24 protein-coding genes are annotated in these 25,848 nt (G+C 44.8%); 23 read left to right on the plus strand and 1 reads right to left on the minus strand.

The genetic code is table 11. The features are described 5' to 3' along the window. Positions 1 to 29: 29 nt before the first annotated feature. From rfbC to EBB54_RS26560, 18 genes are all read left to right on the plus strand, one after another. Positions 30 to 569 (plus strand): dTDP-4-dehydrorhamnose 3,5-epimerase, encoded by a 540-nt coding sequence (gene rfbC, locus EBB54_RS26475; RefSeq protein WP_125129663.1) that lies wholly within the window; start codon positions 30 to 32, stop codon positions 567 to 569. Continuing rightward, the gene (locus EBB54_RS26480; RefSeq protein ID WP_125129664.1) at positions 569 to 1,900 is read left to right on the plus strand and encodes a glycosyltransferase family 4 protein; all 1,332 of its coding nucleotides are present in this window, start codon (positions 569 to 571) and stop codon (positions 1,898 to 1,900) included. Before rfbC ends, EBB54_RS26480 begins: the two co-directional genes overlap by 1 nt. Then, on the plus strand, positions 1,897 to 2,901 hold the full coding sequence (locus EBB54_RS26485) for a radical SAM/SPASM domain-containing protein (protein WP_125129665.1): 1,005 nt from the start codon (positions 1,897 to 1,899) through the stop codon (positions 2,899 to 2,901). Before EBB54_RS26480 ends, EBB54_RS26485 begins: the two co-directional genes overlap by 4 nt. Continuing rightward, positions 2,901 to 3,917: an NAD-dependent epimerase/dehydratase family protein gene (locus EBB54_RS26490; RefSeq protein WP_125129666.1), complete on the plus strand. Its 1,017-nt coding sequence runs from the start codon at positions 2,901 to 2,903 to the stop codon at positions 3,915 to 3,917. The genes EBB54_RS26485 and EBB54_RS26490 overlap by 1 nt, the downstream gene beginning before the upstream one ends. Then, positions 3,914 to 5,056 carry a class I SAM-dependent methyltransferase gene (locus tag EBB54_RS26495; RefSeq protein WP_125129667.1) on the plus strand — a complete coding sequence of 381 codons (1,143 nt, stop codon included), beginning with the start codon at positions 3,914 to 3,916 and terminating at the stop codon, positions 5,054 to 5,056. The genes EBB54_RS26490 and EBB54_RS26495 overlap by 4 nt, the downstream gene beginning before the upstream one ends. Positions 5,057 to 5,069: 13 nt before the next feature. Then, positions 5,070 to 5,972 carry an NAD-dependent epimerase/dehydratase family protein gene (locus tag EBB54_RS26500; RefSeq protein ID WP_125129668.1) on the plus strand — a complete coding sequence of 301 codons (903 nt, stop codon included), beginning with the start codon at positions 5,070 to 5,072 and terminating at the stop codon, positions 5,970 to 5,972. Next, on the plus strand, positions 5,969 to 6,706 hold the full coding sequence (locus EBB54_RS26505; protein WP_125129669.1) for an NTP transferase domain-containing protein: 738 nt from the start codon (positions 5,969 to 5,971) through the stop codon (positions 6,704 to 6,706). The genes EBB54_RS26500 and EBB54_RS26505 overlap by 4 nt, the downstream gene beginning before the upstream one ends. Continuing rightward, entirely contained in the window at positions 6,703 to 7,488 is a 786-nt protein-coding gene (rfbF, locus tag EBB54_RS26510) for a glucose-1-phosphate cytidylyltransferase (RefSeq protein ID WP_125129670.1), read from the plus strand. The genes EBB54_RS26505 and rfbF overlap by 4 nt, the downstream gene beginning before the upstream one ends. A 95-nt stretch (positions 7,489 to 7,583) precedes the next feature. Further along, positions 7,584 to 8,924, plus strand: a complete 1,341-nt coding sequence (gene rfbH, locus EBB54_RS26515; protein WP_125129671.1) for a lipopolysaccharide biosynthesis protein RfbH — start codon at positions 7,584 to 7,586, stop codon at positions 8,922 to 8,924. Positions 8,925 to 8,951: 27 nt separating this feature from the next. Continuing rightward, positions 8,952 to 10,007 (plus strand): CDP-glucose 4,6-dehydratase, encoded by a 1,056-nt coding sequence (gene rfbG / locus EBB54_RS26520; protein WP_125129672.1) that lies wholly within the window; start codon positions 8,952 to 8,954, stop codon positions 10,005 to 10,007. After that, entirely contained in the window at positions 10,007 to 10,948 is a 942-nt protein-coding gene (locus EBB54_RS26525; RefSeq protein ID WP_125129673.1) for a class I SAM-dependent methyltransferase, read from the plus strand. Before rfbG ends, EBB54_RS26525 begins: the two co-directional genes overlap by 1 nt. A 51-nt stretch (positions 10,949 to 10,999) precedes the next feature. Further along, complete coding sequence (locus EBB54_RS26530; RefSeq protein WP_125129674.1) at positions 11,000 to 12,136, plus strand: glycosyltransferase family 32 protein; 1,137 nt, start codon at positions 11,000 to 11,002, stop codon at positions 12,134 to 12,136. Between the two features lie 77 nt (positions 12,137 to 12,213). Beyond that, positions 12,214 to 12,894 carry a ribulose-phosphate 3-epimerase gene (locus tag EBB54_RS26535; RefSeq protein ID WP_125129675.1) on the plus strand — a complete coding sequence of 227 codons (681 nt, stop codon included), beginning with the start codon at positions 12,214 to 12,216 and terminating at the stop codon, positions 12,892 to 12,894. Between the two features lie 77 nt (positions 12,895 to 12,971). Further along, positions 12,972 to 14,765 (plus strand): glycosyltransferase family 2 protein, encoded by a 1,794-nt coding sequence (locus tag EBB54_RS26540; RefSeq protein ID WP_162307211.1) that lies wholly within the window; start codon positions 12,972 to 12,974, stop codon positions 14,763 to 14,765. A gap of 42 nt (positions 14,766 to 14,807) precedes the next feature. After that, entirely contained in the window at positions 14,808 to 15,872 is a 1,065-nt protein-coding gene (locus EBB54_RS26545; RefSeq protein ID WP_125129677.1) for a TylF/MycF/NovP-related O-methyltransferase, read from the plus strand. 109 nt (positions 15,873 to 15,981) lie between these two features. Beyond that, positions 15,982 to 17,244, plus strand: a complete 1,263-nt coding sequence (locus tag EBB54_RS26550) for a hypothetical protein (protein WP_125129678.1) — start codon at positions 15,982 to 15,984, stop codon at positions 17,242 to 17,244. Positions 17,245 to 17,265: 21 nt separating this feature from the next. Then, positions 17,266 to 17,565, plus strand: a complete 300-nt coding sequence (locus EBB54_RS26555; protein ID WP_125129679.1) for a glyceraldehyde-3-phosphate dehydrogenase — start codon at positions 17,266 to 17,268, stop codon at positions 17,563 to 17,565. Between the two features lie 155 nt (positions 17,566 to 17,720). Beyond that, positions 17,721 to 18,437 carry an IspD/TarI family cytidylyltransferase gene (locus tag EBB54_RS26560; RefSeq protein WP_125129680.1) on the plus strand — a complete coding sequence of 239 codons (717 nt, stop codon included), beginning with the start codon at positions 17,721 to 17,723 and terminating at the stop codon, positions 18,435 to 18,437. A gap of 309 nt (positions 18,438 to 18,746) precedes the next feature. On the opposite strand, the gene EBB54_RS26565 is transcribed toward EBB54_RS26560, so the two are convergent. Continuing rightward, positions 18,747 to 19,715, minus strand: coding sequence for an ArsR/SmtB family transcription factor (locus tag EBB54_RS26565; RefSeq protein WP_125129681.1), 969 nt, complete (start codon positions 19,713 to 19,715; stop codon positions 18,747 to 18,749). 471 nt (positions 19,716 to 20,186) lie between these two features. Between EBB54_RS26565 and EBB54_RS26570 the strand changes: the two genes are divergently transcribed. From EBB54_RS26570 to EBB54_RS26590, 5 genes are all read left to right on the plus strand, one after another. Then, positions 20,187 to 21,965 carry a glycoside hydrolase family 2 protein gene (locus tag EBB54_RS26570; RefSeq protein ID WP_125129682.1) on the plus strand — a complete coding sequence of 593 codons (1,779 nt, stop codon included), beginning with the start codon at positions 20,187 to 20,189 and terminating at the stop codon, positions 21,963 to 21,965. A 62-nt stretch (positions 21,966 to 22,027) separates the two neighbouring features. Beyond that, entirely contained in the window at positions 22,028 to 22,846 is an 819-nt protein-coding gene (locus EBB54_RS26575; protein WP_125129683.1) for an alkaline phosphatase family protein, read from the plus strand. Between the two features lie 142 nt (positions 22,847 to 22,988). Continuing rightward, on the plus strand, positions 22,989 to 24,149 hold the full coding sequence (locus EBB54_RS26580; RefSeq protein WP_162307212.1) for an extracellular solute-binding protein: 1,161 nt from the start codon (positions 22,989 to 22,991) through the stop codon (positions 24,147 to 24,149). 64 nt (positions 24,150 to 24,213) lie between these two features. After that, positions 24,214 to 25,068 carry an ABC transporter permease gene (locus EBB54_RS26585; protein WP_004079972.1) on the plus strand — a complete coding sequence of 285 codons (855 nt, stop codon included), beginning with the start codon at positions 24,214 to 24,216 and terminating at the stop codon, positions 25,066 to 25,068. Beyond that, positions 25,065 to 25,847, plus strand: coding sequence for an ABC transporter permease (locus EBB54_RS26590; protein WP_004079974.1), 783 nt, complete (start codon positions 25,065 to 25,067; stop codon positions 25,845 to 25,847). Before EBB54_RS26585 ends, EBB54_RS26590 begins: the two co-directional genes overlap by 4 nt. Position 25,848: the final 1 nt, after the last annotated feature.

Consider the following 25,848-nt stretch of genomic DNA (forward strand, 5'->3'; position numbering starts at 1 on the left):
TATGCTATGTCCGAAAGGAGAGATGCAAAATGACGTTTGAGAAAATGCCTGTAGACGGCTGCTGTCTCATTAAGCGTAATATACCCTGGGACGATAGAGGATGTTTTTCGAGACTTGCCGATATTGAAGAATTTAAGGCAAACGGATTGAATGGAAGATTTGTACAGATTTCCGCCTCAAAGAATTACAGAAAGGGAACGCTGCGGGGAATGCATATGCAGGCTGAACCTTCGGCAGAAGAAAAACTTGTATGCTGTGTGGATGGTGAGGTTTACGATGTCTGTCTGGATTTAAGGAAGGACTCGCCTACATATTTAAAGTATTGTTCAGCCGTCCTTTCTGAGGAAAACGGCCAGGCTTTTTATATACCGAAAGGATGTGCGCATGGGTTTGTGTCACTGAAAGATAACTCACAGCTGATCTACTTTATGACTTCGGCATATGACCCGATGTCCGAGAGAGGATACAGATGGAATGACCCGGCGTTTTCGATCGAGTGGCCGGTGCATCCAGCGGTCATTTCCGAAAAGGACAGCAAATGGCCGATGATAGGAGACAGGGATAGCTGATGAAGATACTTCATATAGCCGCACATATGGGGGCGGGCGCAGGAAAAGCGATTTCGGGGATGGCCATATCAGATAGGGAGAATAAACACAGAATCATTCTTTTGGACAGGCCGGAGAAATCAGATCATATCATAAGGTGCCGGCAGAGTGGAATAGAGGTTCTGATCTGTACCGAAAAAGAACAGATAAAAAGGGAAGTGTCAGAAGCGAACGTGGTGGTAGTGAATTGGTGGCACCATCCCCTCACGTACAAAGCTCTGACGGAGATCTCAGAAATTCCTGCCAGGATCGTTTTGTGGAGCCATGTAAATGGGCTCAATTATCCTGTGCTGAAGCCGGAATTTGCAGCAGGCTTTGATGCCTGCATGTTTACGTCAGAAGCGTCTTTCCATAATCCTGATTGGAAGGATGCAGATAGGGCAGGCATACAGGAACACTCAGATCTGGTATATGGAATGGGAGATTTTCAGCCGCAGGGCTTTCCGGCAAAGCAGCGCTATAATATAACGCATAAAATAAGGATCGGATATGTCGGTTCGCTGGATTATGCCAAACTCCATCCTGATTTTGCCAGTTGGCTTAAGGCGGCCGTAGAATGCGATAAAAATATCAGATTTGAGATCGCAGGAGACTTGTCACAGGCGCTGTCAGATGATGTGGAGAAGATGGGAATATCAGAATACGTGCAGTTTCTCGGATTTCGGACGGATATACAGGAACTGCTGCCCTCATGGGATATTTTCATATATCTGCTGAACCCTTTCAATTTTGCTACCACAGAAAATGCCCTGCTTGAGGCTATGGCAAGCGGACTTCCTGTTGTGGCGAGCGACGGGGCCGTTGAGAGAACCATTATTGAAGACGGAGAAAACGGACTCTTTGCTTCAGATCAAAATACATTTGCACAAAAGATACAAGAACTGTCAGAAAATATGGAACTTAGAAAGGCCTTGGGGCGGAAGGCAAGAGAGGATATGATTGAAAAATATGATTCTGAAAGAAACCGATTCCGATTCGACGCCGTGATCAATACAGTCATGAATAATCCCAAAAAGACGCATGATTTTAAAACAGTTGTTGGAGAGGATGCGTTGAGGTGGTTTCTGTCCGGCTGCAGCAGAGAAGATGCTGAGAGATTGGAAGAATTATCTGAATACAGTAAAGAAAATTCAGATTGGAAGGAAGCAGTTTTAAGCGCCGGCGGATTTGAGGGGATATATAAGGGACGGTCAAAAGGCTCCGTAGAACAGTTCAGCAGATATTACCCCGAGGACAAGAGACTGAAGAATTTGGCAAGGATTATGAAAGAATCACAGGAGGCGTTTATATGAAAGCAAAAATAGGAACCAGATACCATAAGAACAGGACAGAACTTCAAACGGTTATTCCATTAAGTACGCCGTTTATACTTTATCTGGACCCGTCAAGCGCGTGCAATCTGAGCTGTAAATTTTGTCCATGCGGAGGCGCCCACAAGGATCTCTGGACGGAGGAGAAACGCGGCAGCATAGGGGTTATGGATTTTGACCTGTATAAAAAAATCATTGACGACTGTCAGGGATTTCCGGAAAAGGTCAAGGTCTTGCGCCTGTATAAGGAAGGGGAGCCTCTTGTAAATAAGCGGCTGCCGGAGATGATCGAATATGCGCACAAATCCGGCAAATTTGAAACAATAGATTTCACCACCAACGGAACACTGCTCCATCCGGAATTAAACAGGAAGCTGGTGGATGCGGGATTATCCAGGATCAATATTTCCGTGGAGGCTCTTGATGCCGAGGGATACAAGGAAATAAGCGGCGTGGAGCTGGACTATGGCAAATTTATCGACAACATAAGAGATCTGTATGAACATAGAGGAAACTGCCGCATTTTTATAAAGACAATGGCAGATCATATTGACAAGGATGCGGAACAGAAATTTTACAGCCTGTTCGGCGATATCTGTGACGAGATAGCTATGGAGCACATTGCGAACTGCTGGCCCGGGTTTGAAAATACTACGGAGCAGGTAAACGTATACCATGGCGAAGGCTATAAGGAGTATGTAGTCTGTCCCAGGATCTTTTATATACTTACGGTAAATGCCAACGGTACTGTGTCGCATTGCATTGTGGACTGGAACTATAAGGGGATTATAGGAGACGCCAGAAAACAGAGTGTCGTGGATATATGGAACAGCAAGGAATATCAGGATATCAGGCTGGCGCATCTGAACTGCAGACGCCGGGAAGTCCTTTTGTGTAAGGACTGTATGGAGATTGAATCTGCAGCGGTTGACAATATAGACGAATACAGGGAAATGCTCCTTGAAAGGATGACGGGTAAGTAATGAAAGTTTTATTGATAGGCGGAAACGGGAATATCAGCTGGTGGTGCGCAGAGGAGGCCATTAGGCGCGGAGATGAAGTCTATGAGCTCAACCGCGGAATGACAAGGGCGACCAGAAGAGAGGTTCAGCCAGAGGTACATGAAATTATTACAGACATCCGTAATGAGGAGGCTGCAGTTAAAGCGCTTTCCGGTATGCACTTCGATGTGGTATGTGATTTTATCTGTTTTAACGATACCCAGGCAAGGCAGGCGATAGAGGTCTTTCAGGGGAAAACAAATCAGTATATCGTTATTTCCTCGGAGGCTGTTTACAAACGAGAGAGCAGATATCTGCCGTTTCGTGAAGATACGCCGCAATATGACGAGGAGGTAGAGGATTCCTATATAGCCGGAAAGATTAAGATGGAAAAGGTTTTCAGGCAGGCATACAGGACGGATGGATTCCCTTCAACCATCGTAAGACCTGGATATACCTACGATACGATCATTCAGGCGCCGGTAGGACAGAACTGCTTTACGGCTCCCAAGAGGTGGATCACGGGCTATCCGTTTTTGATGCCTGGGGATGGGGAAAATCTTGCTGCACCGATGCATTCCAAAGATTTTGCAAAAGCTTTTGTGGGCTTGATCGGGAATCAAGAGGCGATAGGAGAAGATTATCATATAGCCGCAGAGCAGCTTATCACATGGAATGAGATGGCAGGGACGATCCTTACAGCGTTGGGGCTTGATGCAGAGAATATCATTCACATACCGCGTGACGAGGCGGTCAGGATAACGGATTTTTACAGTGTCATCGTGAACCGGCAGCATATGTGGCATTATATCTTTGATGATGCGAAGATCAAGTCTGCCGTACCGGGATGGGAACAGAAGATCAGTTTTTCAGAAGGCATGGAAGAAACGGTTTCCTGGCTGCTTGCTGACAAGGTGAGACAGCGCATCAATCCGGAGTATGACAGGAGACTTGAGAACATATACAGCAGATACTGGAATGGAGGAAAACTACATTGAGCTGCCCGATTTGCAAAAGTAATGAAAAAAAGATTCTGTACAGGCTCTGCGACAATATGAAGATCATGGGGGCGGACTTTCCGGAGACACCCAGCTTTATTGCAGCATGTAAAAAATGCGGTCTTTTATATATGGATACGAAGGCTTCGCAGAAAGATTTCTTATCTTATTATATGTATGGCGCTGCTGCCCCGAAATATTATGACATGTTTGGACAGGAAGATACGGATGATTACTATGAGCATTTGCATGAATTGATGAGACCGTACATAAACACAGACAGCAAAATCCTTGACATCGCAGGAGCGTGGGGAGAATTTGCAGGATATATGAGTGCGTCGGGATATAGGGATGTTACGGTTCTGGATTCCAATGAGACATGCATCTCAAATGCAAAAAAACTCGGGGTAAAGACTCTGCTGACAGACAGTACGGACATGGGAGAGGCTGCAGATGACAGCTTCGACATGGTGATTCTGAACCATTCATTGGAACACATACTGGACGTAGACAGCACCATGAAAAATATTTCCAGAGTCCTGAAGGATGAGGGGTATCTGTTCATCGAGGTTCCTGATGCAGAAGGCTATGCCGGTGAAGCGGCTTCTCCTTTTAATTTTCTTACATATGAGCATGTTTTACATATGTCCATGAATGACATGGAGAATCTTGCAGGCGAGTATGGATATGAGATTCTGGACAAGGGGCGCTATTACAAAAAGGTGAGCAATTATCCATCCATATATGCCGTATTGAGAAAAGGAGCAAAACAGGCGCTGGCTTATTCGGATGAGCCGGAAAAGGCGATGCTCAGATATTTAGAAAAAAGTCAGAAGACGCTGGAACGTTTTCTTGATCCGTTAAGGCGATCAGGAAAAAAACTGATCCTATGGGGGATTGGAGCGTCTACTGCGATACTGATCGAGTCCTTTCAGGGATGCAATGTGACGGCTCTTATAGACAGAAATCCGGGCCGCCAGGGATTGGTTTTCAATATCAACGGCAGGAGATATACGGTCGGGCCTCCGGAAAGCGTCGGAGACGGAACGATCCTGATCCTTTCGATTCCGTACCATGACTCTATCGAAAGACAGATTCGGGAAATGGGGCTCACGAATGAGATTGCCGCACTGAAATAGAGGTGACAGACAGATGAGATCAGCCATAGTAACCGGAGCAACCGGTTTTATAGGAACACATCTCTGCGGGGAACTGAAAAGAAATAATATCAGCGTAACGGGACTGGCCAGGCACGACAGCCTGAATACAGGGAGACTGGAAAAGGATATCGATATCGTGTGGTGCGGCATGGATGGTTACGATTCGTTTTCGGGGGCGCCCGCAGATACATTTTATCATCTGGCCTGGGATGGAGCCACCGGAGCCGGACGGGATGATGAAGAGCTGCAGGCAAAGAATATCGCGCGGACGGTTGCTGCATTAAAAGCGGCAAAACGTGTGGGGTGCAGGAGGTTTGTAGCGCTGGGGACGGTATATGAGAATCTGGTCCCCCAGGTAGTCTTAGAATCAGGGCACAGGAAAGCTGACTTTTATCTGTTATCAAAGCAAAGTTCCCATTATATGTGCCTGAAGCTTGCGAGGAAACTTGATATAGAATTTGTCTGGGCAACAATATTCCAGCCGATAGGAAGATATATCAAAAGAGAACAGGTGATGACCTATACCATAAACGGGCTTTTAAAGGGCGAGCCGCCGGAATTTGGACCTGCAATGGAGCCGTATGACATTACGGCAGTGGAAGATATTGCGTATGGCTTGAGGCTCCTTGGGGAAAGCGCTTTAACAAAGCAGGAATACTATATCGGGAGCGGCAGTCCTATGCTTATGAAAGAATACCTGGAAAGGACAAAGGAAGTTCTGAGTGTGGACACAGAACTTAAAATCGGCTGCCGTCCTGACGACGGTCTGCGTTTTTCGTTTGATTGGTATGACATATCGACAATTCAAAAAGATACAGGATATTCCGCCCGGGTGGGATTTGACCAGGCGGTGTTAAATGTGGCGGAGTGGGTAAGATCAGGTGAAATGATATGAAGATGATTATATTGGCAGGCGGCCAGAAAAGCACGATCAGCGGAGAATCCGAAGGCATGCCGAAACCCATGCTTTCCATAGGAGGGAGGCCGCTTCTGTGGCACATCATGAAGCACGCTTCATTATGCGGGATAAAAGAATTTATCGTATGCGGCGGTTATAAGATAGATTCGATCAAGGATTACTTTCTGGATTTCTACATATATCAGTCCGACATCCAGGTAGATACAGGAAGCAATACGGTAAAGATTCTCGATAAAAATACGGAGGACTGGGTTGTTACCGTTGTGGATACAGGTATAAAGACCATGCCTGTGGAGCGTATAAAAAAAGTGTTGGATATAGCAGGGGAAGAGTTTCTGATATCTTACGGAGACTGTCTGTCTGATATTTCGCTTGAAAGGCTGCAGGATGTTCACAGGACAGAAGAAAAATCTATCACGGTTGCTGTTGCAAGGCCGTCCGGACGTAAGATGCCTTTGCATTTTATGAGGGAAGAAGCGGAATGGATGAGCAGTGACAAGGCGTGGACAAGCGCAGGTGTATTTATGGCGGGAAAAGAGGCTTTTGCCGGCGAATGCTGCGGGGGAGATATAGAGGACATGCTGTCCCAGTCGTCCACGGCAGTATATAGGCATGAAGGTTTTTTCAACACAATAGAGACACTGAGAGATAAAGCGGCTGCGGAAAAATTGTGGGATAAGGGGATAGCACCTTGGATGGGGATTGTATGAAAGTTGTGATTTTAGCAGGCGGAAAAGGGACAAGGATAAGCGAAGAGTCGTCCCTGCGCCCCAAACCTTTGGTAACGATCGGAGGACATCCGATCCTCTGGCATATCATGAAAATCTACAGCAGCTATGGATTTCATGACTTCATTGTGTGCTGCGGATATAAGGGCGAATACATTAAAAGATATTTTGTCAGATACGGATTACAGCATGCATCTGTGAAATTTAGCTTATCACATCTTAAAGAGAACGGACAGACAAAAGATATTACGGATAAAGAGAAGACTGAGAACTGGAAGGTGATATGTGCCAATACGGGGCTTGAGACTCTGACTGCCGGACGTATTTTAAAAATAAAAAAATATATCGGTGAAGATGAGGAATTTATGATTACATACGGTGACGGCGTAGCGGATATCAATCTGACGGAGCTGATCGGATTTCACCGGGAGCGCGGGAAAATCCTTACGATATCTACAACCCGTCCAGAGGGAAGGTTCGGAGCAATCAGCATTGATCAAGAGGGTAATGTAGATAGCTTCAAGGAAAAGGCAAGAAGGAGCCAGTCCTATGTCAATATAGGTTTTATGGTAGCAAATAGAAAGTTATTTGATTATCTTGGGGATGGAAACGAAATGCTTGAAAGAGGGCCGTTTGAGCGTCTTGTAGCGGACGGGCAGATAGCGGCATATAAGCATACCGGGTTCTGGTCGCCCATGGATAATATACATGACAGAGAGTATCTTGAGAAACTTTGGGATAGCAATGCGCCTTGGAAAATATGAATGTCAAATTACTATAAATATGAATATTAAAAATCCAATATGAAGTTATAGTGATTTAGACTATAGAGTAATAGTTATCATTTAGGAGAAATACGATGCAAAAACCATTTAATGAGCAAAAAATTAAAGATAATATACTGGCTCAAGTAAAAGAATACGCCCATTTATACCACCAAAAGACCAATTCATATACTCCGGGAGACCATATTCCCTATGCATCACGAGTCTATGATGAAGAAGAGCTATGTAATCTGGTGGATTCGGCGCTGGAATTTTGGCTGACATCAGGCCGGTATACGAAAGAGTTTGAGAAGAATTTTGCAGAGTACCTTGGAGTGAAATACTGCTCGTTGGTAAATTCGGGATCATCTGCAAATCTGCTTGCCCTTATGGCTCTTACATCACCGCTTTTAAAAGAAAGAAGGTTAAAGCCGGGGGATGAGATGATCACGGTTGCGGCGGGATTTCCGACAACGGTATCTCCTGCCATTCAATATGGCGTCATACCCGTGTTCATAGATATTACAATTCCGCAGTACAACCTTGATGCGGCTATGCTGGAGGAAGCTCTGTCGGAAAAAACTAAGGTCGTGATGGCGGCGCATACCCTGGGGAATCCATTCGATCTGAAAACGGTAAAGGAGTTTTGCGACAGGCATAATCTGTGGCTGATAGAGGATAATTGTGATGCACTTGGTTCTGTTTATGAGATGAACGGGGAAAAGAGGCTGACCGGAACAATCGGAGATATCGGTACATCATCCTTTTATCCGCCTCACCATATGACCATGGGAGAGGGAGGGGCTGTTTATACAAATAACCCGCTTCTTCATAAGGTTATCCGGTCTATGCGGGACTGGGGAAGAGACTGTGTATGTGATTCCGGTGAAGACAACCGCTGCGGGCATCGCTTTGACGGTCAATATGGGGAACTGCCGGAGGGGTATGACCATAAATATGTATACTCGCATTTTGGGTACAACCTGAAAGCTACTGATATGCAGGCGGCAATCGGCGCGGCGCAGCTGAAAAAGCTTCCAGGATTTACAGAGAAGAGAAAGGAAAATTTCAAAAAACTTTATACGAGTCTTTCGGATATAGGAGACAAGCTCATTTTCCCGGAAAAATGTCCCGGCTCTGAGCCGAGCTGGTTTGGGTTTCTCATGACATGCCGCGACGGTATGGACAGGCGGAAAGTGATTTCCTATATAGAGGGACATGGAATACAGACCAGAATGCTTTTTGCGGGGAATCTGATCAGGCATCCCTGTTTTGATGGGATGGGGGAAAAGGGAACAGGCTACCGCGTTGCCGGAGATCTGACGAACACAGATCGTATTATGAGAGATTCTTTTTGGGTAGGCGTATATCCCGGAATGACAGATGAAAAGCTGGAATATATGTCAAAAATAATCAAGGAAGCCGTTGATCAATGATGATTCATCGATAAGAGTGTAAGTGATATGAAGAATTTTTATAGAAACAAAAAAGTTCTGATTACGGGGAATACCGGATTCAAAGGGAGCTGGATGACACAGATGCTCCTGCTCCTTGGCGCAGATGTGGCCGGTATTTCGCTTCGCCCGGCGACAGATCCGAGTCTTTACGAGATCTTGCATCAGGAAAGCAATATTCATGAGTACATCGTTGATATCCGTGATTTTGAACAGGTGCAAAATATTTTTCATGAGGAAAAGCCGGAGATCGTATTTCATCTTGCGGCACAACCCATAGTAATTGATTCCTACAGAGATCCAAGGTATACATACGATGTCAATGTTATGGGGACGGTCAATATTTGCGAATGCGTCCGAAAATCAGATTCTGTAAGGTCGTTTATAAACGTTACGACGGATAAAGTATATCGGAATAATGAGTGGGAGTTCCCCTACAGGGAGACGGACCGTCTGGATGGCTTTGATCCATATTCAAACAGTAAATCATGCAGTGAGCTTGTAACAGCCTCTTACGTCAGATCCTTCTTTACGGGAAGGGACGTTGCAGTATCGGCCTGCAGGGCAGGTAATGTGATAGGGGGCGGAGATTTCAGCGGCTTTCGTATTATTCCTGATTGCTACAGGGATACGGTGTCCGGCAAGGGGATTGCGGTGAGGAATCCGGACTCAGTAAGACCATATCAGCATGTTCTCGAAGCGGTGAGTTTTTACCTCTTAGCTGCAAAGATGCAGATGGATGACGGTTCTCTTGCCGGAAATTATAATGTGGGTCCGGAATATTCAGACTGCATCAAGACATCCGAGGTATGTAATCTTTTTTGCGGCTTCTGGGGAGAAGCGGCAAGGTGGGAGGCAATCGAAACCCAGGGACCGCATGAGGCAAATCTGCTGAGACTGGATACGTCAAAGGCAAAGTCAAGGCTTGGATGGAGGCCTGTATGGGATGTAAAGCGGGCTATTAAAGAAACGGTGCACTGGTATAAAGCATTTTCTGAGGATGGAGATATGACAGGCGTTACCGAAGGGCAGATAAAAGCATACCTGAGTGAAGGGAAACTGTGATGGAAGACAGGATGTTTATCATATATGGGGCAGGAAATAAAGGACGGGCATATCTTCAGCTTTTGCGACGATATAACCTGGACAATCGAATACGATGTTTTTGCGACCGTGATGCTTTGCTCATAAGAAATATAGATGCCATACCGGTAGTTTCTTATCAAGAGGCGGTATCTATGGGGATTCCGTTCATCGTTGCCGCTCGTAAAGAGAAGGCGGAAGAGGTCGTGAGCCGGTTGAAAAACGACAAAAAGGAATTTTACGCAGGGCTGGACAAATTGCTTGTGGACGAGCTGCATCTGATGCCAAGGATTGATTATGAACGAGAGATTTGTGCCATATCGCATATAGACACGATGGATCAATACTTCGAGATTGCAGAAAGCGAGGGCGCGCTTGATTTCTTTTGGAGTGCCGGGGGCATTTGCCGCGGGCTTTTTGACAAATTAGATTTGCAGAATACAGTCGAACTGGCGTGTGGAAGAGGAAGACATGTGCCGCGTTATATAAATTCTGCAGGCCATATTACATTGGTTGATATCCTTGAAAAAAACATAGACCTATGCAGGATGAGATTTTCGGATACGGATAAGATTTCCTATGTTGTTAACAACGGATGTGATCTGTCTGCGCTTCCCAGTGAGTATTATACATCGCTGTTCACCTATGATTCCATGGTGCATTTTGAACTGTTGGATATATCAAATTACCTGAAAGAAACATACAGAATACTCAGGCCGGGAGGGAAAGCGCTCTTCCATCATTCCAATAATGATTCAGATTATAAGGCTTCTTATGACAATGCGGCTGAATCAAGAAGTTTTATGAGTAAAAACATTTTTGCTTATCTGGCGTATCGCGCCGGATTTGAAATAGAAGATCAGCGAATTGTCGATTGGGTTGAACCGGAGATAGATTGTCTGACACTGGTTGTAAAAAGGTAGGATACAACGTATTTACCCGGCAGCCGTACTGAAAAGCAAGGAAGTGGATAAATGAAATTACAGTGCTGCTCATTTGAGGAATTAAATAAAAAGATCAGAGAGGGACATCATGAGATTATCATGTTTGGAGCGGGTGTGCTCGGGCAAGTGACAATGCCGCAGATTTTATTAAAATATGGTCTTCTGCCATTCATCAGATGTTATCTGGACAATGATAAAGCCAAATGGGGGAGCAGGATTGAACTTTTCGGCAGATCAGTTTCTGTTAATTCACCGTCTTTCTTAGAAAAGTGTAAGAAAAATACAGTGATCCTATTGAATATCAGCAGGTTTCCGGACGTGATCGAACAGCTTCAGGGAATGCGGTGTACTGAAGAAATGGAGTGCTATATCACGCCGATGCTGTGTATCTATAATTTTTGTTCAAGTCCATCCAAGGGAGAACCGAAACTTTTAGAAAAACCCGTCATACCGAAAAAAATTCATTATATGTGGCTTGGAAGAAAGCCTGTTCCCGGAGAATTGCAAAAATGCCTTGACAGTTGGAGACGGTTCTGTCCTGACTATGAGATTATCGAATGGAATGAAGATAACTATGATATTACTGAAAATTCTTATATGAAGCAGGCATATGAAGCCGGAGCGTATGGTTTCGTGCCGGATTATGCAAGGCTTGATATCCTATACCATCACGGAGGGTTTTATCTGGACACGGATGTGGAAATCAAGAGAAGTATTGAGGAGCTCAGATACCAGGAGGCGTTTTGCGGAGTTGAAAAATGGCAGACGGTTAACTTCGGGGGCTTAAGCGGGGCAGTAAAAGGAAACCCAATGATCAGACGGTTTCTTGATGCGAGAAAAACGATAGATTTTATTGATAAGAACGGCCGGATAAATAAAAATACCTGCGGATTTTATGACACCCGGGTTGCTCTGGACGCAGGGTATGTTGTTGACGGTACGACTCAGAATATCTGTGGAATGAATATTTATGCCTATGATTACTTTCAGCCTTATGATTATATGTCCGGAATGCTGAACAGCACAGTACATACATATTCTGTCCATTGGTTTCATGAGGGGTGGATTGACGAAAAGATGAAGAAAGCAAACGAAGAAGCAGCGGAGTGTTATACTGCCCTTTTTGAGGAGTGCAGGAGCAACAGTACCATATATAGCGCGATGTAAGAAATAAGCAAAGCGGCATCCTGCTGCAAAACCGCCCGATGGGGATTCAAAAATGAAGGAACGGTAGGAAAATGTACATGGAGAATTTACAGAAGAGACATTTTGAACTTACAGCCTCTATGATGTGCGCCAATTATGGAAATCTGGAGAGGGAAGTAAAAAATCTGGACGAGGGAGGGATCGACTCCTTCCATATAGACATCATGGATGGTCGTTATGTCCCGAACTTTGCAATGTCATTAAATGATCTGCGTTATATAGCCGGCGCTACGGATAAGCCGTTGGACGTGCATCTGATGATAGAACATCCTATCAATAATATCAAGTTATTTTTGAAAAACCTCCGGAAAGGAGATACCGTATATATTCATCCAGAAGCGGAATACCATCCGTCAACCACATTGCAGGTGATCATCAACTCTGGGATGATACCAGGGATTGCCATCAATCCGGGAACTTCTGTCGAGACGGTTATGGAGATGCTCCGTATAGTGAAGAAAGTCCTTGTGATGTCCGTGAACCCGGGAAACGCCGGACAGATGTATCTTTCCTATGTAGGGGAGAAGATCACAAAGCTGCTTTCCATGAAAGAAGATATGGATTTTGAGATCTATTGGGACGGAGCCTGCAGCGCCGATAAGATTCTGGAGTTTGCACCTAAGGGAGTGCAGGGGTTTGTCCTCGGGACGACTCTTTTGTTTGGAAAGGACAGACCGTATGGGAAGATTCTGCAGGATATACGGGAACTGAGGTTTTAGCAACTGTGTAGGTTATTTTCTGCAGTTTCCTACTTTATTTTAAATTGATGGCTGTACGCATAAAAAGAGAGGTAAATATGAAAAGAAATGTGATTTATGATATCTATGAGCCGGATTTGGAAAAACTATGTCAGGCAGTATCCATGTTAAACATAGATAAATGTATAGTATACGGTATTGGTGGAAATGGCTCATATTTTTCTAAATGCTTAAACGCAATGGGAGTGAAAATACAGTTTTATGTAGACGTGAAGGCGGAAAGTAATACATATTTTAAAGGGAAAACTGTTATTTCACCTGAAAATTTAAGGAAACAATATAGAGGTGAATATATTGTGGTTTCTCCAAATATACATGCCAGTATTGTTGAGTTTTTAAAGGAAATAGGTGTTGCAAAAGACAGAACAATTTTACCCTTTTATAAAAGAGAAAGTGTTCCTGTGGATTATGGTTATCATTTGAAAGAGGCATCCAAGGATATAGATTATGAAAAATCAGTCATCACATCTCCTCTTGTTACAATTACTTCTATAATTTATAACACGGAAGAATATTTGCTCCGAAGAAGCTTTGAAAGCATCCTTAGGCAGACGTATAGAAATTTTGTTTTTGTAATTATTATTAATGGAGCGACTGACCGCTCATATGAAATTGCCAAAGAATATGAGCAAATGGATGTAAGAGTTAAAGTTATCAGATTAGCCAGTAACTATGTATGGACAGATTTAGAATTTATAAAAACAATAAGAAATAATCTCTATGGAAAATATTGGTGCCAGTTGGATGGGGACGACTATTATAGCGAAGGTTTTCTTGAATACGCTGTAAAAGTAGGGGAAAAAAATAAGACGGACATGGTTGCAGTACGGACAATGGCTATAGCTGCGGATAGTGAATTTGATCTCATGAAAAAAGACATATCATTTGATGGAAAGGATAAATTCTGGTTTTATCATAGTGATCCTTTATGCCATGCTTTTTCGCAAAATCATATTATGGAAGAATTTGCTATCGGAAGATTGTCAGGAACATGGTGGGGGAAATTATGGGATATGAAAGTCACAGAGCAGTATTTCGATGACTTGATAGATATGAATGATGAAATTAGAGGATGCTATTTTAGACTTGATACAGCTATGACATATAAAATGCTTACATTGTGCGAGAGAGTTTATTTTAGTGATGAAGTCTATCATTTTCAAAGCTATTCTCCAGGGAGGACATCATATTCGAAAGCTCCGACAGAGTGGCTTATGTCGTTATGGTACGTGTATAAAGATTTGAAATTACGTTTTTTCAGATGGTATGACTATGACACTGCTATGCGCTATACTAAGAGTTTTTTGAAGATATTTACAAAATGGATGTTTGCAAGAAGAGGATTATTAGATGATATAGAATTAAGTCCATACAAAAATATGATTAAGCATAATCTCCAAGAAATATATAACGATGATATTTTCATGAGTTTTATAATTGACAAATCCAGGACAGATGAAATATATAGATTATTTTATAAAAGAATATGTGAGATCTGTGTGGGAACGGTGAACCAAGAGAAGATAGGACTACATGTTGGTAATGAAAAATACAATCGTATAATAGGCTACGGGGCCAAAGGAAAAAATGCCGGTATTGTGATAGGAATGCTAATGGATACAGTCATATTTCCGACAGAATTATGGGATCAAAACGGAGATGATAAGTTGATAAAAAAACCAGATCCAAATTCTCTTTCAAAAGACGATTTGGTGTTAATATTGCCTTCAAGTGCATTGGCCGTTAGTTCAATAAAAAAAGATTTAGAATATTGCAAAGCAAAAGTTGTCGAGTATGAGGAATTACGACAATGGATATTGGAATGTAGATAAATAACTTCAAGAGATTTAGAACAATGAGAGGAAGGTCGAAGAATGAAGAAAATTGTACTATACGGAGCAGGAGCGGTGTCAAAAAATATTATAAAGATGCTCAATCCAGGAAAATGTCAGGTGATTGCAATTGTCGATAAGAATAAAAGGGGGAGATATGACCCGCCGAAAAAAGGATTGTGGTGGGATATTCCGGTGTCTTGGGGAGGTGATATACTGTCTCCCCAGTCTCTTAAGGATATAAGCTTTGATTATGTGCTTATCTGTAGTGATTTATATCAATGTGAAATGAGACAGACTTTACAAAAATTGGAAATACCAAATGAGAAAATAATCAATGCTTCTAACAATGATTTCGAATTTGATTATAGGCATTTCTACATGTCATCGCTGTATACAAGAAATGCTTCGCCATCACATGAGGCACTCGTAGAACTTACGGACTGTGAAATATTTGATTATGTTATATGCAGAGAATTGATGCTCAGAAGAAAAAGATATATTGAGGATTTTCAAATGCAGATAAATGACGATTATGTGAGATTGTCGACAATCGAGCTGATTTCAGCAAGAATCCGAAATATGGGGCTTGATGGCAGCATTGCGGAAGCAGGGGTATATAAAGGCGATACGGCAAAATATATAAACGAGATGTTTCCAGAACGAAAATTATACTTATTTGATACTTTTGATTCCTTTAATAAGGATGTAATGTCCAAAGAGAATGGAAATGTTTCTGACTCCTTTATCGATACATTTAAGGATACATCTGCTGAGCTTGTTATGAACAAGATGAAATATCCGGAGCATTGCATCATAAAAAAAGGAGTATTTCCGGATACGACAGCGGGTTTGGAAAATGAGGAGTGGGCTTTCGTCAGTCTGGATATGGATTTGTATGAGTCCACATACTCAGGGCTTAGATTCTTTTGGCCGAAGCTGCAAAAACACGGCTATATTATTATACATGACTGTTTACATCATCAGGAGACTGCCGGACGAAATGCTATGCCGGCTGGAAGAGCGGTGGATAGATTCTGTGAGGAAGAAGGAATTAATTATGTTCCGGTTACGGATGTATATGGCAGTGTAGTTTTAACTAAATAACTTAGATTATATAAGTATGAAATGTGGAAAAGTATTTGAATGTAAATGGAGTGTGGATTTTACATAATACGAATTTTAAACGGGATAGAAAAGGTCAGGATAATTTAAAATGGTTCAAAATGAAATTTTCAAGTCTGATGTTATATATATGGGTACGAGATTAGTGCCTATAGGAGAATTAAAGAACATTTTTCCTGAATGGTACGAATCGTTAAAAAAAATGTATAAAGAGCATTTGCCAAGAGAATATCATTATATAACTGATTTTAACTATGGAATATCTACAACATTAAATGCTGTGTATACTATCGATTTTGAAAGAGCTCAAGCGAGATATTTATGTTCGTTTGAAGAAACTCAAAATGAAGGCGGAATATATCATCCTCCAATCAGAATTGATAACGAATTGTTTTTTGCACCATCTGGCGCAAGAAAATGGGCGTTCTACAATTTGAATACAGGATTGTGGTCATATGAGGATATTCCGAAGAGGTATACAAAAGGAGAAGGTTCATTTATAAAATTTTGGATTATTGTGAATGATATGATCATATATCTGAGTGGACAGACGGATCATATTATAAGCATGGATTTAAAGACTAAAAAAATCGTATACCATGATTGTTTTGGTGAAATATTCGGAATAGACGAGCAACGTCCCTTTTTTTCATCGATAATTGAATTTGGAGATTCTATTCTCCTTTTTTCCGAGATAGATAATAATGTATATAAGTTAGATATAGATCATTGGAAGTTGTTTAAATTAAAAAGATTGGATTCAGAAAACAATGGAATAAAGGCAGCTTTCTTTGTACCCAATACAGATTATATTTTTTTGATAAAGAATTATACTGGCAAGAATATTGGGAGCAGAGTTATGAGGTGGAATACGACGACAGGGCATACTGAGGATGTTATATGCAGTGATGAGAGTACTAGCGATAGCCTTTTTGGTGATTTGCTTGGAGAATTTTGCTTTTATAATGATAGTTTATATATCACGTCTCAAAAGGAGAGCTGTATAATTAAAATTGATTGGGAAAGGAATATAGCTCACAGGATACAGTTGAAAGCGGACTTTAATCTTTTATGCAGGAAAGATGACTTTTATAGAAGATGGGGAGAAGAATTAGCATATACAGTAGTTGCATATGGCTGGCCGAGAAGGAAATTTACCATTTTTCTTCCATATGATTATTCTATTGCAGATATTGATTTTGAGAAGGGAGAGCTGGATAATAAAAGAAAATGGATAGTGCATGGGATTGAAAAACTGATGAGACAAAGTTTAAAGCTAAAATCTAATGGAGTATATATAGAAAATAATTTTTTTTCCGTGAAAGATTTTTTGGATGAAATAGCAAGGAAATAGAATAATATTGTGGAGGTATTCATGAAAAAGCTGGCGATTTTTAGAGCAGGAGATATATCTGCCGACATGTCAGTTGCTTTATCCAAGGAATCATCAAAGAGTGAGATTATAGAGTTGTTAAATCAAATCGTTAGCCAGGTTGTATCCCTGAATACGGAAGATATCATATCGATTGATTGTAGAAAATCAAGTTTTTCATCCATTGTTGAGAAACGATGGGTTACGGTAGAGGGAAATAAATTAAAGTTGATAACTTGGTATGACAATGAATGGGGATATTGCAGCAGAGTCATTGACTTGATTTCAAGAATGGATTTTTAAAGTTGCAATAAAAGTCAGAAGCAAGATTGATTTTATAAGATATATATGGATTATTCAAAATATGAATTTTATGAGTATTTTATTCGGCCGGTATACCAAAGGTCCACTACTATGGCCGTTCGGCTATTTAATAAAGTACGGAAAAGGAAAATAAAATGAACATCGCTCTTTTATTATCAGGAGGGACGGGCGTCCGGCTTGGAGAAAGCATCCCGAAACAGTACCTCAGCGTGGAAGGCCGGCCGGTTATTGCCTATGCCATGGAGAAGCTGTTTTACCATGAGAATATAAATGCGGTTCACATTGTAGCAGAGCCTGCATGGCAGGGAGAGATCAGGAAATGGATTTCTCTTTATGACCATGCAGAAAAATTTCAGGGCTTTTGTCTGCCGGGGGCAAATCGCCAGCTTTCCATTTTACAGGGGTTAGAGGATATCAAAGGTTATGCAGATAATCGGGACTGCATTTTTATACATGACGCTGCCCGGCCATTGCTTTCAGAACATCAGATTACAGAATGTCTGAAGGCAGTCCGGGGGCATGACGGAGTAATTCCGGTACTTCCTATGAAGGATACTGTTTATACCAGCAAAGATGGAAAGACGATTTCCGCGCTGGTAAAAAGAAACGAGGTATTTGCGGGGCAGGCGCCGGAAGTGTTTCGGCTGGGAAAATATTATGAAGCAAACAGAAGGCTTCTGCCGGATAAGATTCTGCAGATCAACGGTTCTACAGAGCCAGCAGTTATGGCGGGGATGGATATTGCTATGATTCCTGGGGACGAAGGTAATTTTAAGATAACGACAAAGATGGATCTGGAGAGATTTGAGTGCGTTGTTAAAGGCAAAAGTAGCATTGTGCTCTGTGATTGACAATGAGGTCTTAGATTTTATATGGAAAGCAACCTGATTATGGAAGGCGAAAAAACAGTATGTCCAGTTGATAAAGAGTGATCTGGAGGGACAGCAGGGGGGCTATGCCAGCGGAAGTGATTAAGAGCAATATTTGGTACCGCCCTGCCTTTTTTTGTAAACATTATAGACAGAAGGTGATCCTGTGCTGATTGATGAGTACGATGTGCAGAAATGCAAGGTAATAAAGGCAATAGAAAATCTGTAAATATATAAATTTTAATAACGCGGTAAAAGAAGGGGGGCTGTCAATTGGCAGCCCTCTTTTTTTCAATATACAGCTCTCATACAAATCCCCTGTGGATGATCCCCGTACTTTTCCCCAAAAATATTCACCCCGCCGATATTCACAGCGTCTGACTTAATACAGACCTTAAAGGAGATAAAAGGATGCGCATCCAATCCCACCGTGCTTAAACTGACTGCAGGGTTGACAGGCGACTCGTTGATATAGCCGCCGTCCTGCCGCAGCGAGATGGAGGTCAGAAGCCCGTACTGGGTGCGGCCCATGGGCCAGATGTCGGGCGTGCATTTTCCCCTTCTGACGCCGAAATCCCCGGGGCAGGTGTAGGTTCCGACTTCCTGGTCATTGATGTAAAATGTGATATCCGACGGCCAGTCCTCGCTGTAGCCCGGCGCTTCGGAGCATAGCTCCAGAGAAAAGGAAAGCTCCTGCAGGGTCAGCAGCCGGTTGATCTTGTTCGGAAAACGGTATTCCAGAAATCCCTGGCTGAACCAGATAAGCTGTGCATTCTGGCGCTCTGCGGAATAGAAGGAAACCGGGTTGTCGAAGCAGTCTATGATCCCTTCCATGCCGGCCAGGCCGCAGGTGGGGCTGACGTCAAAATTATAATAGCTGCCGACGGGCATCTCATAGAGATAGGAATGGTCGGCGGCATCGATTTCGGTATCATACGCTTCCAGGTGGAAGGAAAGGATATGGCACATGCATACCCGCATGGAGCCCCGGATTCCCGGCTGGTTCTCCGTGATGATCAGGCCCGCGTCTTCCAGGCAGCGGATATGCATAGCTGTGGAGGACAGAGGGATCTGCAGGAGCCTTGCAATCTCCTGAAGGGAGAGGGGCTTGGTCTTGATCAGGTTCATGATGTCGATCCGGACAGGGGAAGACAGGGCCTTGCCGATGGCGACCAGATGCTCCTTGTGGCTGGCGGCAGCCAGGTTGAGTTCCAGATTTTTTTCTCCGATTATTTTGGGGGTACTTTGGATTGCTGACATAATCGTATTTCCTTTCTATAAAAGTGTAGTAAATAATACAGAAATATTGCAGGATAAATATTATGAAATAAATATATAAAATAAATTTGCTACATTATAAATGAAATAAAGAGGAATGTCAAGGAATATTGCACAAAATGACAATAAACAAATTGTGAAAATGAACTGAAATTGTAATTTTGCATAAAAAGCCATTGCTTTTGGAAAAAAACAGGAGTATAGTTTAATCATGGAACACGCTAAGAAAGACATGAAAAAGAGAAAAAAGCAAATAAAATAATAGAAATAAAGAGTGGATTGAGAAAAACTGAAACTAAAATAACGAATAAATTTCAAAAATAATGAAAACAAAATGAAATATATCAAAATGATAATTTCAGGAAAAAAGTCACGAACTGGGAAGGGGCGGGCCGGACAGCCTGCCGATCTGGCCGGTTACACAAAAATATGATAAAGGAACAGGTGGGGCATATGAGAAATGAATATCCGCGTCCGGATTTTGTTCGGGAGCAGTGGAAGAGCTTGAATGGAACATGGGATTTTTATGAAGGGCTCAGGGCCGGAAAGCTGCAGATCGAGGTGCCTTTCGTACCCCAGAGCAGGCTGAGCGGCATCGGCAGGACGCTGACCTCCGACGAGATCCTGTATGAGAGGCAGTTTACGGTGCCCCGGGAATGGGAAGGAAAACGGATTCTGCTGCATTTCGGGGCGGTGGATTACCGCTGCAGCGTATGGGTGAACGGGCAGTGCGCAGGTACCCATCAGGGTGGACAGACTCCGTTTACATTTGACATCACAGATTTTTTAAATGGGGTCGAAGAACATCTGCGGGTGTCGGCGGTGGATTACCTGTCGGACGAAGGGATTCCCCGGGGAAAGCAGTTCTGGAAGGACAGGGGAGAGTTTATCTGGTATACCCAGTCCAGCGGAATCTGGCAGTCCGTCTGGATTGAGCCTGTGGAGAGCGCCCACATGGAATGGATGCATTTTACACCGGATATTGACAAGGGAACGGTGGAGATCACGTACCAGGTATCCGATCACACGCCGGCCCCCTTTCTGATCGAGCTGGATATCCGGTTCCGGGGCAGCCAGGTGCATACCGGAGTCGTGGAAGGAAAAGGCAAACGGGGGAAGATCATCGTAGATGTGTTCCACAACAAAGCGCTTTGCGGCGCATTTCATTTTACAGGCTGGTACTGGTCGCCGGAGCATCCCTATCTGTTTGATGTGAGTGTGAAGCTGAAAGATGGGGAATGCTGCTGCGACAGCGTTGAGACGTATTTCGGAATGCGCAAGATCCATGTCCAGGACGGAAAAGTTTATCTGAACAACCAGCCTTATTATCAGAAGCTTCTGCTGGATCAGGGATATTGGAAGGACGGCCTGATGACCGCGCCGGACCAGGAGGAATACGCCGAGGACATCCGCAAGGCCAAGGCGATGGGATTCAATGGCTGCCGGAAGCATGAGAAGGTGGAGGACCCGGTATTTCTATATTGGGCGGACAGGCTGGGATTTCTGGTGTGGGAGAGCATGGCCAGTTTCTGGAGTTTTACACCCCAGGGAGGAACGGCCTTTGCGGAAGAGTGGAGCCAGGTGATCCAGAGGGATTACAACCATCCCTGCATCGTGCTCTGGAATATGATGAATGAAAGCTGGGGGGTGCCGCGCTTATACGACAACCGGCAGCAGCAGCATTTCGCAAGATCCATGTACCATATGGCGCGGGGACTTGACGACACCAGGCTGGTGATCGCCAACGACGGCTGGGAAATGACGGAAAATGACATCTGCGCGTTTCACACCTACAAGCACGGGGAACAGGATGAACCCAGGCAGCAGGAGCGTTTCCGCGCAGGAGTCCGAAGCCTGGAGGGTCTGTCGGGACTGGTGGAAAGACCCCTCTTTGCGGAAGGATTTTCCTATGAAGGGCAGCCCGTCCTGCTCACCGAGATCGGGGGCATTGCCATCCGGGCGGAGCATACCGGAGGCGGCGCGGCCGAAGAAAGCTGGGGCTACACAGGCGCCGACAGTCCGGAGGCATTTCTGGAGGTGTACGAACGTCTGATCCGGGATATCTACGATTCGGATCTGCTCTGCGGATTCTGCTATACCCAGCTGACAGATATCGAGCAGGAGCAGAACGGCCTGCTTGACGAGATGCACCAGTATAAGGCGGATGCCGATAAAATTCGAAAGATCAACGACAGCAAGGCAACAACCGGCTCATTTTCAACGGTAGATTAGGCACACAGTGCAGACATAGAAGACCTGCTTTTCAGACAGGTGATTCTTCAAGGGGGATGCTTATGAGAAAAACGATATTTGTGCTGCTGGACGCATGCCAGTATGATGCGGGGACAAGAAATCTGGGATACCTGGAGCACCTGATTGATTATGGAAAGGGGGCGAAGTACAAGGTTCGGGGCGAACTGCCCTCCCTGTCAAGGCCCATGTATGCCACGCTGCTGACAGGGCTCCCGGTTTATAAGCACGGCATTGCGGCAAATGAAACCGTCCGGGTGCTGGGCTGTGACAATCTGTTTTCCATGTGCAAGTCCCAGGGCGGGGTTACGGCGGCCGCGGCCTATCTGTGGGTCAGCGAGCTGTACAACCATGTACCGTTTCATTTGGACAAAGACAGGATTCAGATTCATTCGGGCGGCATGATCGACGCAGGGATCTATTACTGGGAGGATAGTTACCCGGATTCCCATCTGTTTGCCGACGGGGAATATCTGAGAACACAGTACGACCCGGATTTTATCCTGTATCATTCCATGGGAATCGACAACCAGGGGCACCTTAAGGGCGCAGGGAGCAAAGAGTATGAGGGGGCTATTGCAGCGGCAAATAACATTCTCTCCCTGCTGATGGAAACCTGGATGCAGGAAGGATACCAGATCGTCATCACCGCGGATCACGGGATGAACGAACTGGGGATTCACGGCGGCACCGACGCGGAACAACGGGATATTCCACTGTACATTTTCAGCAGCGCGGTGAAGGCCGGGCGGTTTGAGGAGGATTATATTTCCGAATTGAATGTGGCGCCGCTGCTCTGCCGGCTGCTGGATATTCCGGTTTCCCCGGAAATGATAGACCTGGCAGAAATCGCGCTGGCGTGAGGAGAAAGAGCAGCGGTGAAGCAAAAAAAGACGTGTATCCGGCTGCAGCCTGCGCATACGGAAGAAAAACAGGCGGAGAGTGATCTGCATGTAATAGAAACAAATGACAAAGCTATGAATGTACGCAAAGGAGGAGGACGCAATGAAAAAGAGAGCAAGATTATGGAGCATATTATTGGTATCGGCAATGACCGTATCCATGCTGGCAGGCTGCGGCGGCGGAGAGGAAAAAAAGAATGACGCGCCTATGCCCGAGGTGGAGGTAGACCCGGACGCGAAGGTGGAGCTCAACGGTGAGGAAATGTCCCTGGCCGACCTGGTTTCCAAAGCCCAGGAGGAGGGGGATATCCAGTCTGTGGGTATGCCCGATGACTGGGCCAACTGGAAAGGCTCCTGGGAAGGGATCAACACCACATACGGCCTGACCCACGGGGACGTGGACATGACATCCGCAGAGGAATTGTCGCAGTTTGCGGCGGAAAAAGACGATCCCACAAAGGATATCGGGGACATCGGACTTTCCATGACGCCGGAAGCCATCAAGCAGGACGTGATCGGTTCCTTCAAAGCCTCCACCTGGGATCAGTTTCCGGATTGGGCGAAGGATCCGGAAGGCCGCTGGGTGATGACCTACACCGGTTCCCTTGCATTTATCGCAAATACGGAATTTACCGACGGTAAATGCCCGGCTTCCTGGGAAGAAGTGAAGGACGGCGACTACCTTGTATCTGTAGGAAATGTTCTTGCAGGCGCGGCGTCGCAGGTGGCGGTTTTATCCTGCGCGATTGCAAACGGCGGTTCCCTGGATGACGTTCAGCCGGGTATCGATTATTTTAAGGAACTGGCAGAGGCCGGAAGGCTGGATACGGGGGACACCTCCTCCGCAAGGCTTGCAAGCGGCGAGATGGTTTGCTGCGTGGGCAATTATGACTATTCCGTCCTGTCATGGCGGGACAATATCGTGGCAGAAAATCCGGACATGAAGCTGGACATCACGATCCCTTACGACGGTTCTGTAACAAACGGATATGCGCAGATCATCAACAAATACGCGCCCCATGCCAACGCGGCAGGGCTTGCCATCGAATATCTCTGCAGCGACGAGGGAGCCATCGACCGTGCGAAGGGGTATGCAAGACCGACGAAGGAGGGCGTAGAGCTTCCGGAGGAAGTGGCGGATATACTGCTGAGTGACGACCTGTATGAAAACTGCACCAATATTTCCGACGTGGAAAGCCTGAACAGCGCATGTACAAAAATCGCGGAGCTGTGGGAGCGGGAAGTGCTTCCTCTGGTTCAGTAAGGCGGCTTTAAGGCAGAGGGGTCCGGCAATGGGGCGGGCTCCTCTGACCAATAGGGAGATCTATATGAAAACAAAATACAAGATCAAAAATCTGTGGACGATGGTTCCGCTGCTGGTTCTGGCCGCTCTGTTTATCTTTCTGCCGATCCTGAGTATGATCAAACAAAGCTTTACGATGCCGGAGGCCGGGACCTTCACGCTAAACAATTATAAGACGATATTTACGGACTCTGTTTACAGGGTTGCCACGGAAAACAGTTTATACTTGTCATTTCTTTCTACGATCATCGGGCTGATCCTTTCATTCCTGATTGCGTATTCCGTAAATGAGCTGGGGCAAAAAGGCCAGGGACGTATTTTATCCCTGCTGAATATGGTGTCAAACTTCGCAGGTCTGCCATTGTATTTTTCCTTTGTTGTTATATTAGGCAATACCGGGATTTTCGTGCTGGCGCTCAAAGCCATCGGGATCGAGCTGGCGACGGTGTTCAAACTGTATTCCATGCAGGGGCTGATGCTGATGTTTATTTACTTCCAGATTCCGCTGGGAAGCCTGATGCTGGTTCCTGCATTCCAGGCGATTCAGCCGGCATGGAAGGAAGCGGCGGAACTGATGGAGGCGTCTTCCTTTCAGTTCTGGACCAGGATCGGGATTCCGGTCATGCTTCCAAGCCTTTTAGATACCTTTGCGCTTTTGTTCGCCAATGCGATCACTGCGTATGCCACCGTGCTTCTGCTGGTGACCACCAGTATCCCGCTGCTTCCGGTCAAGATTACGACCATGTTCACCGGGGAAATGACCCCTCAGCGGGAGATGGGATCGACGCTTGCAATCTGGATGATCGTGATCATGCTTGCCGTGATCTGCGGCTGCAACCTGTTGAAAAAGCTGCTGTATAAAGGAGGGAGCGGATCATGAAACGCAAGAAAACATTTCCCTATGTTGTGCTGACACTGACGTGTATTTTTCTGCTGATTCCCTTTCTGGCAACCCTGGTGTACTCCTTTACCGTCGGCTGGACCAAGCTTCTTCCTGCGGGCTGGACGTTAAAATACTGGGGCCAGGCATTTACGGAGCCGGAATTGTGGCCCGCGATCCTGCGGGGCGTGCTGATCAGCATCCCGCCGATCCTCATCTGCAATGTGGTGGTGATCCTGGCGCTTTACACATCAGTGGTCTATTATCCGAAGCTGGAAAAATACATCCAGGCCATTTGTATGGTGCCAAATTCCTTAAAGGGCGTTATTATCGCGATTCCGGTACTGGCGCTTTATGCGGGAACACCCACGATTTTTTCCAACAGAATGGTTATGCTGGTCTGCATTTACAGTATTTCCATCCTGCCCTTCGTGTACCAGGGAATCCGAAACAATCTTCATGGGATCAACGTGACGCAGCTCCTGGAAGCGGCCGAGATCCTTGGAGCCGGCAAGCTCTACGCGTTTGTGCGCATCGTGCTTCCCAGTATGCTGTCGGGGATTCTGGTCTCCTCACTGCTGGCGCTGTCCACCGTGTTCGGAGATTTTGCGATCATCAAGATCATTGCAGGAAATAAATTCGAAACCGTGCAGATGCTTCTTTACAACAGCCGTGTGATCGTGCTCCAGTACCAGTGCGTGATCGTAATTATCATGTTTACCGCTACACTGGTTATTTCGCAGACGGTATTCAGGTTTCAGAATAAGAAAAGGGGTTAGG

Origin of the sequence: Schaedlerella arabinosiphila, assembly GCF_003885045.1 — a bacterium.
Taxonomy (GTDB): domain Bacteria; phylum Bacillota; class Clostridia; order Lachnospirales; family Lachnospiraceae; genus Schaedlerella; species Schaedlerella arabinosiphila.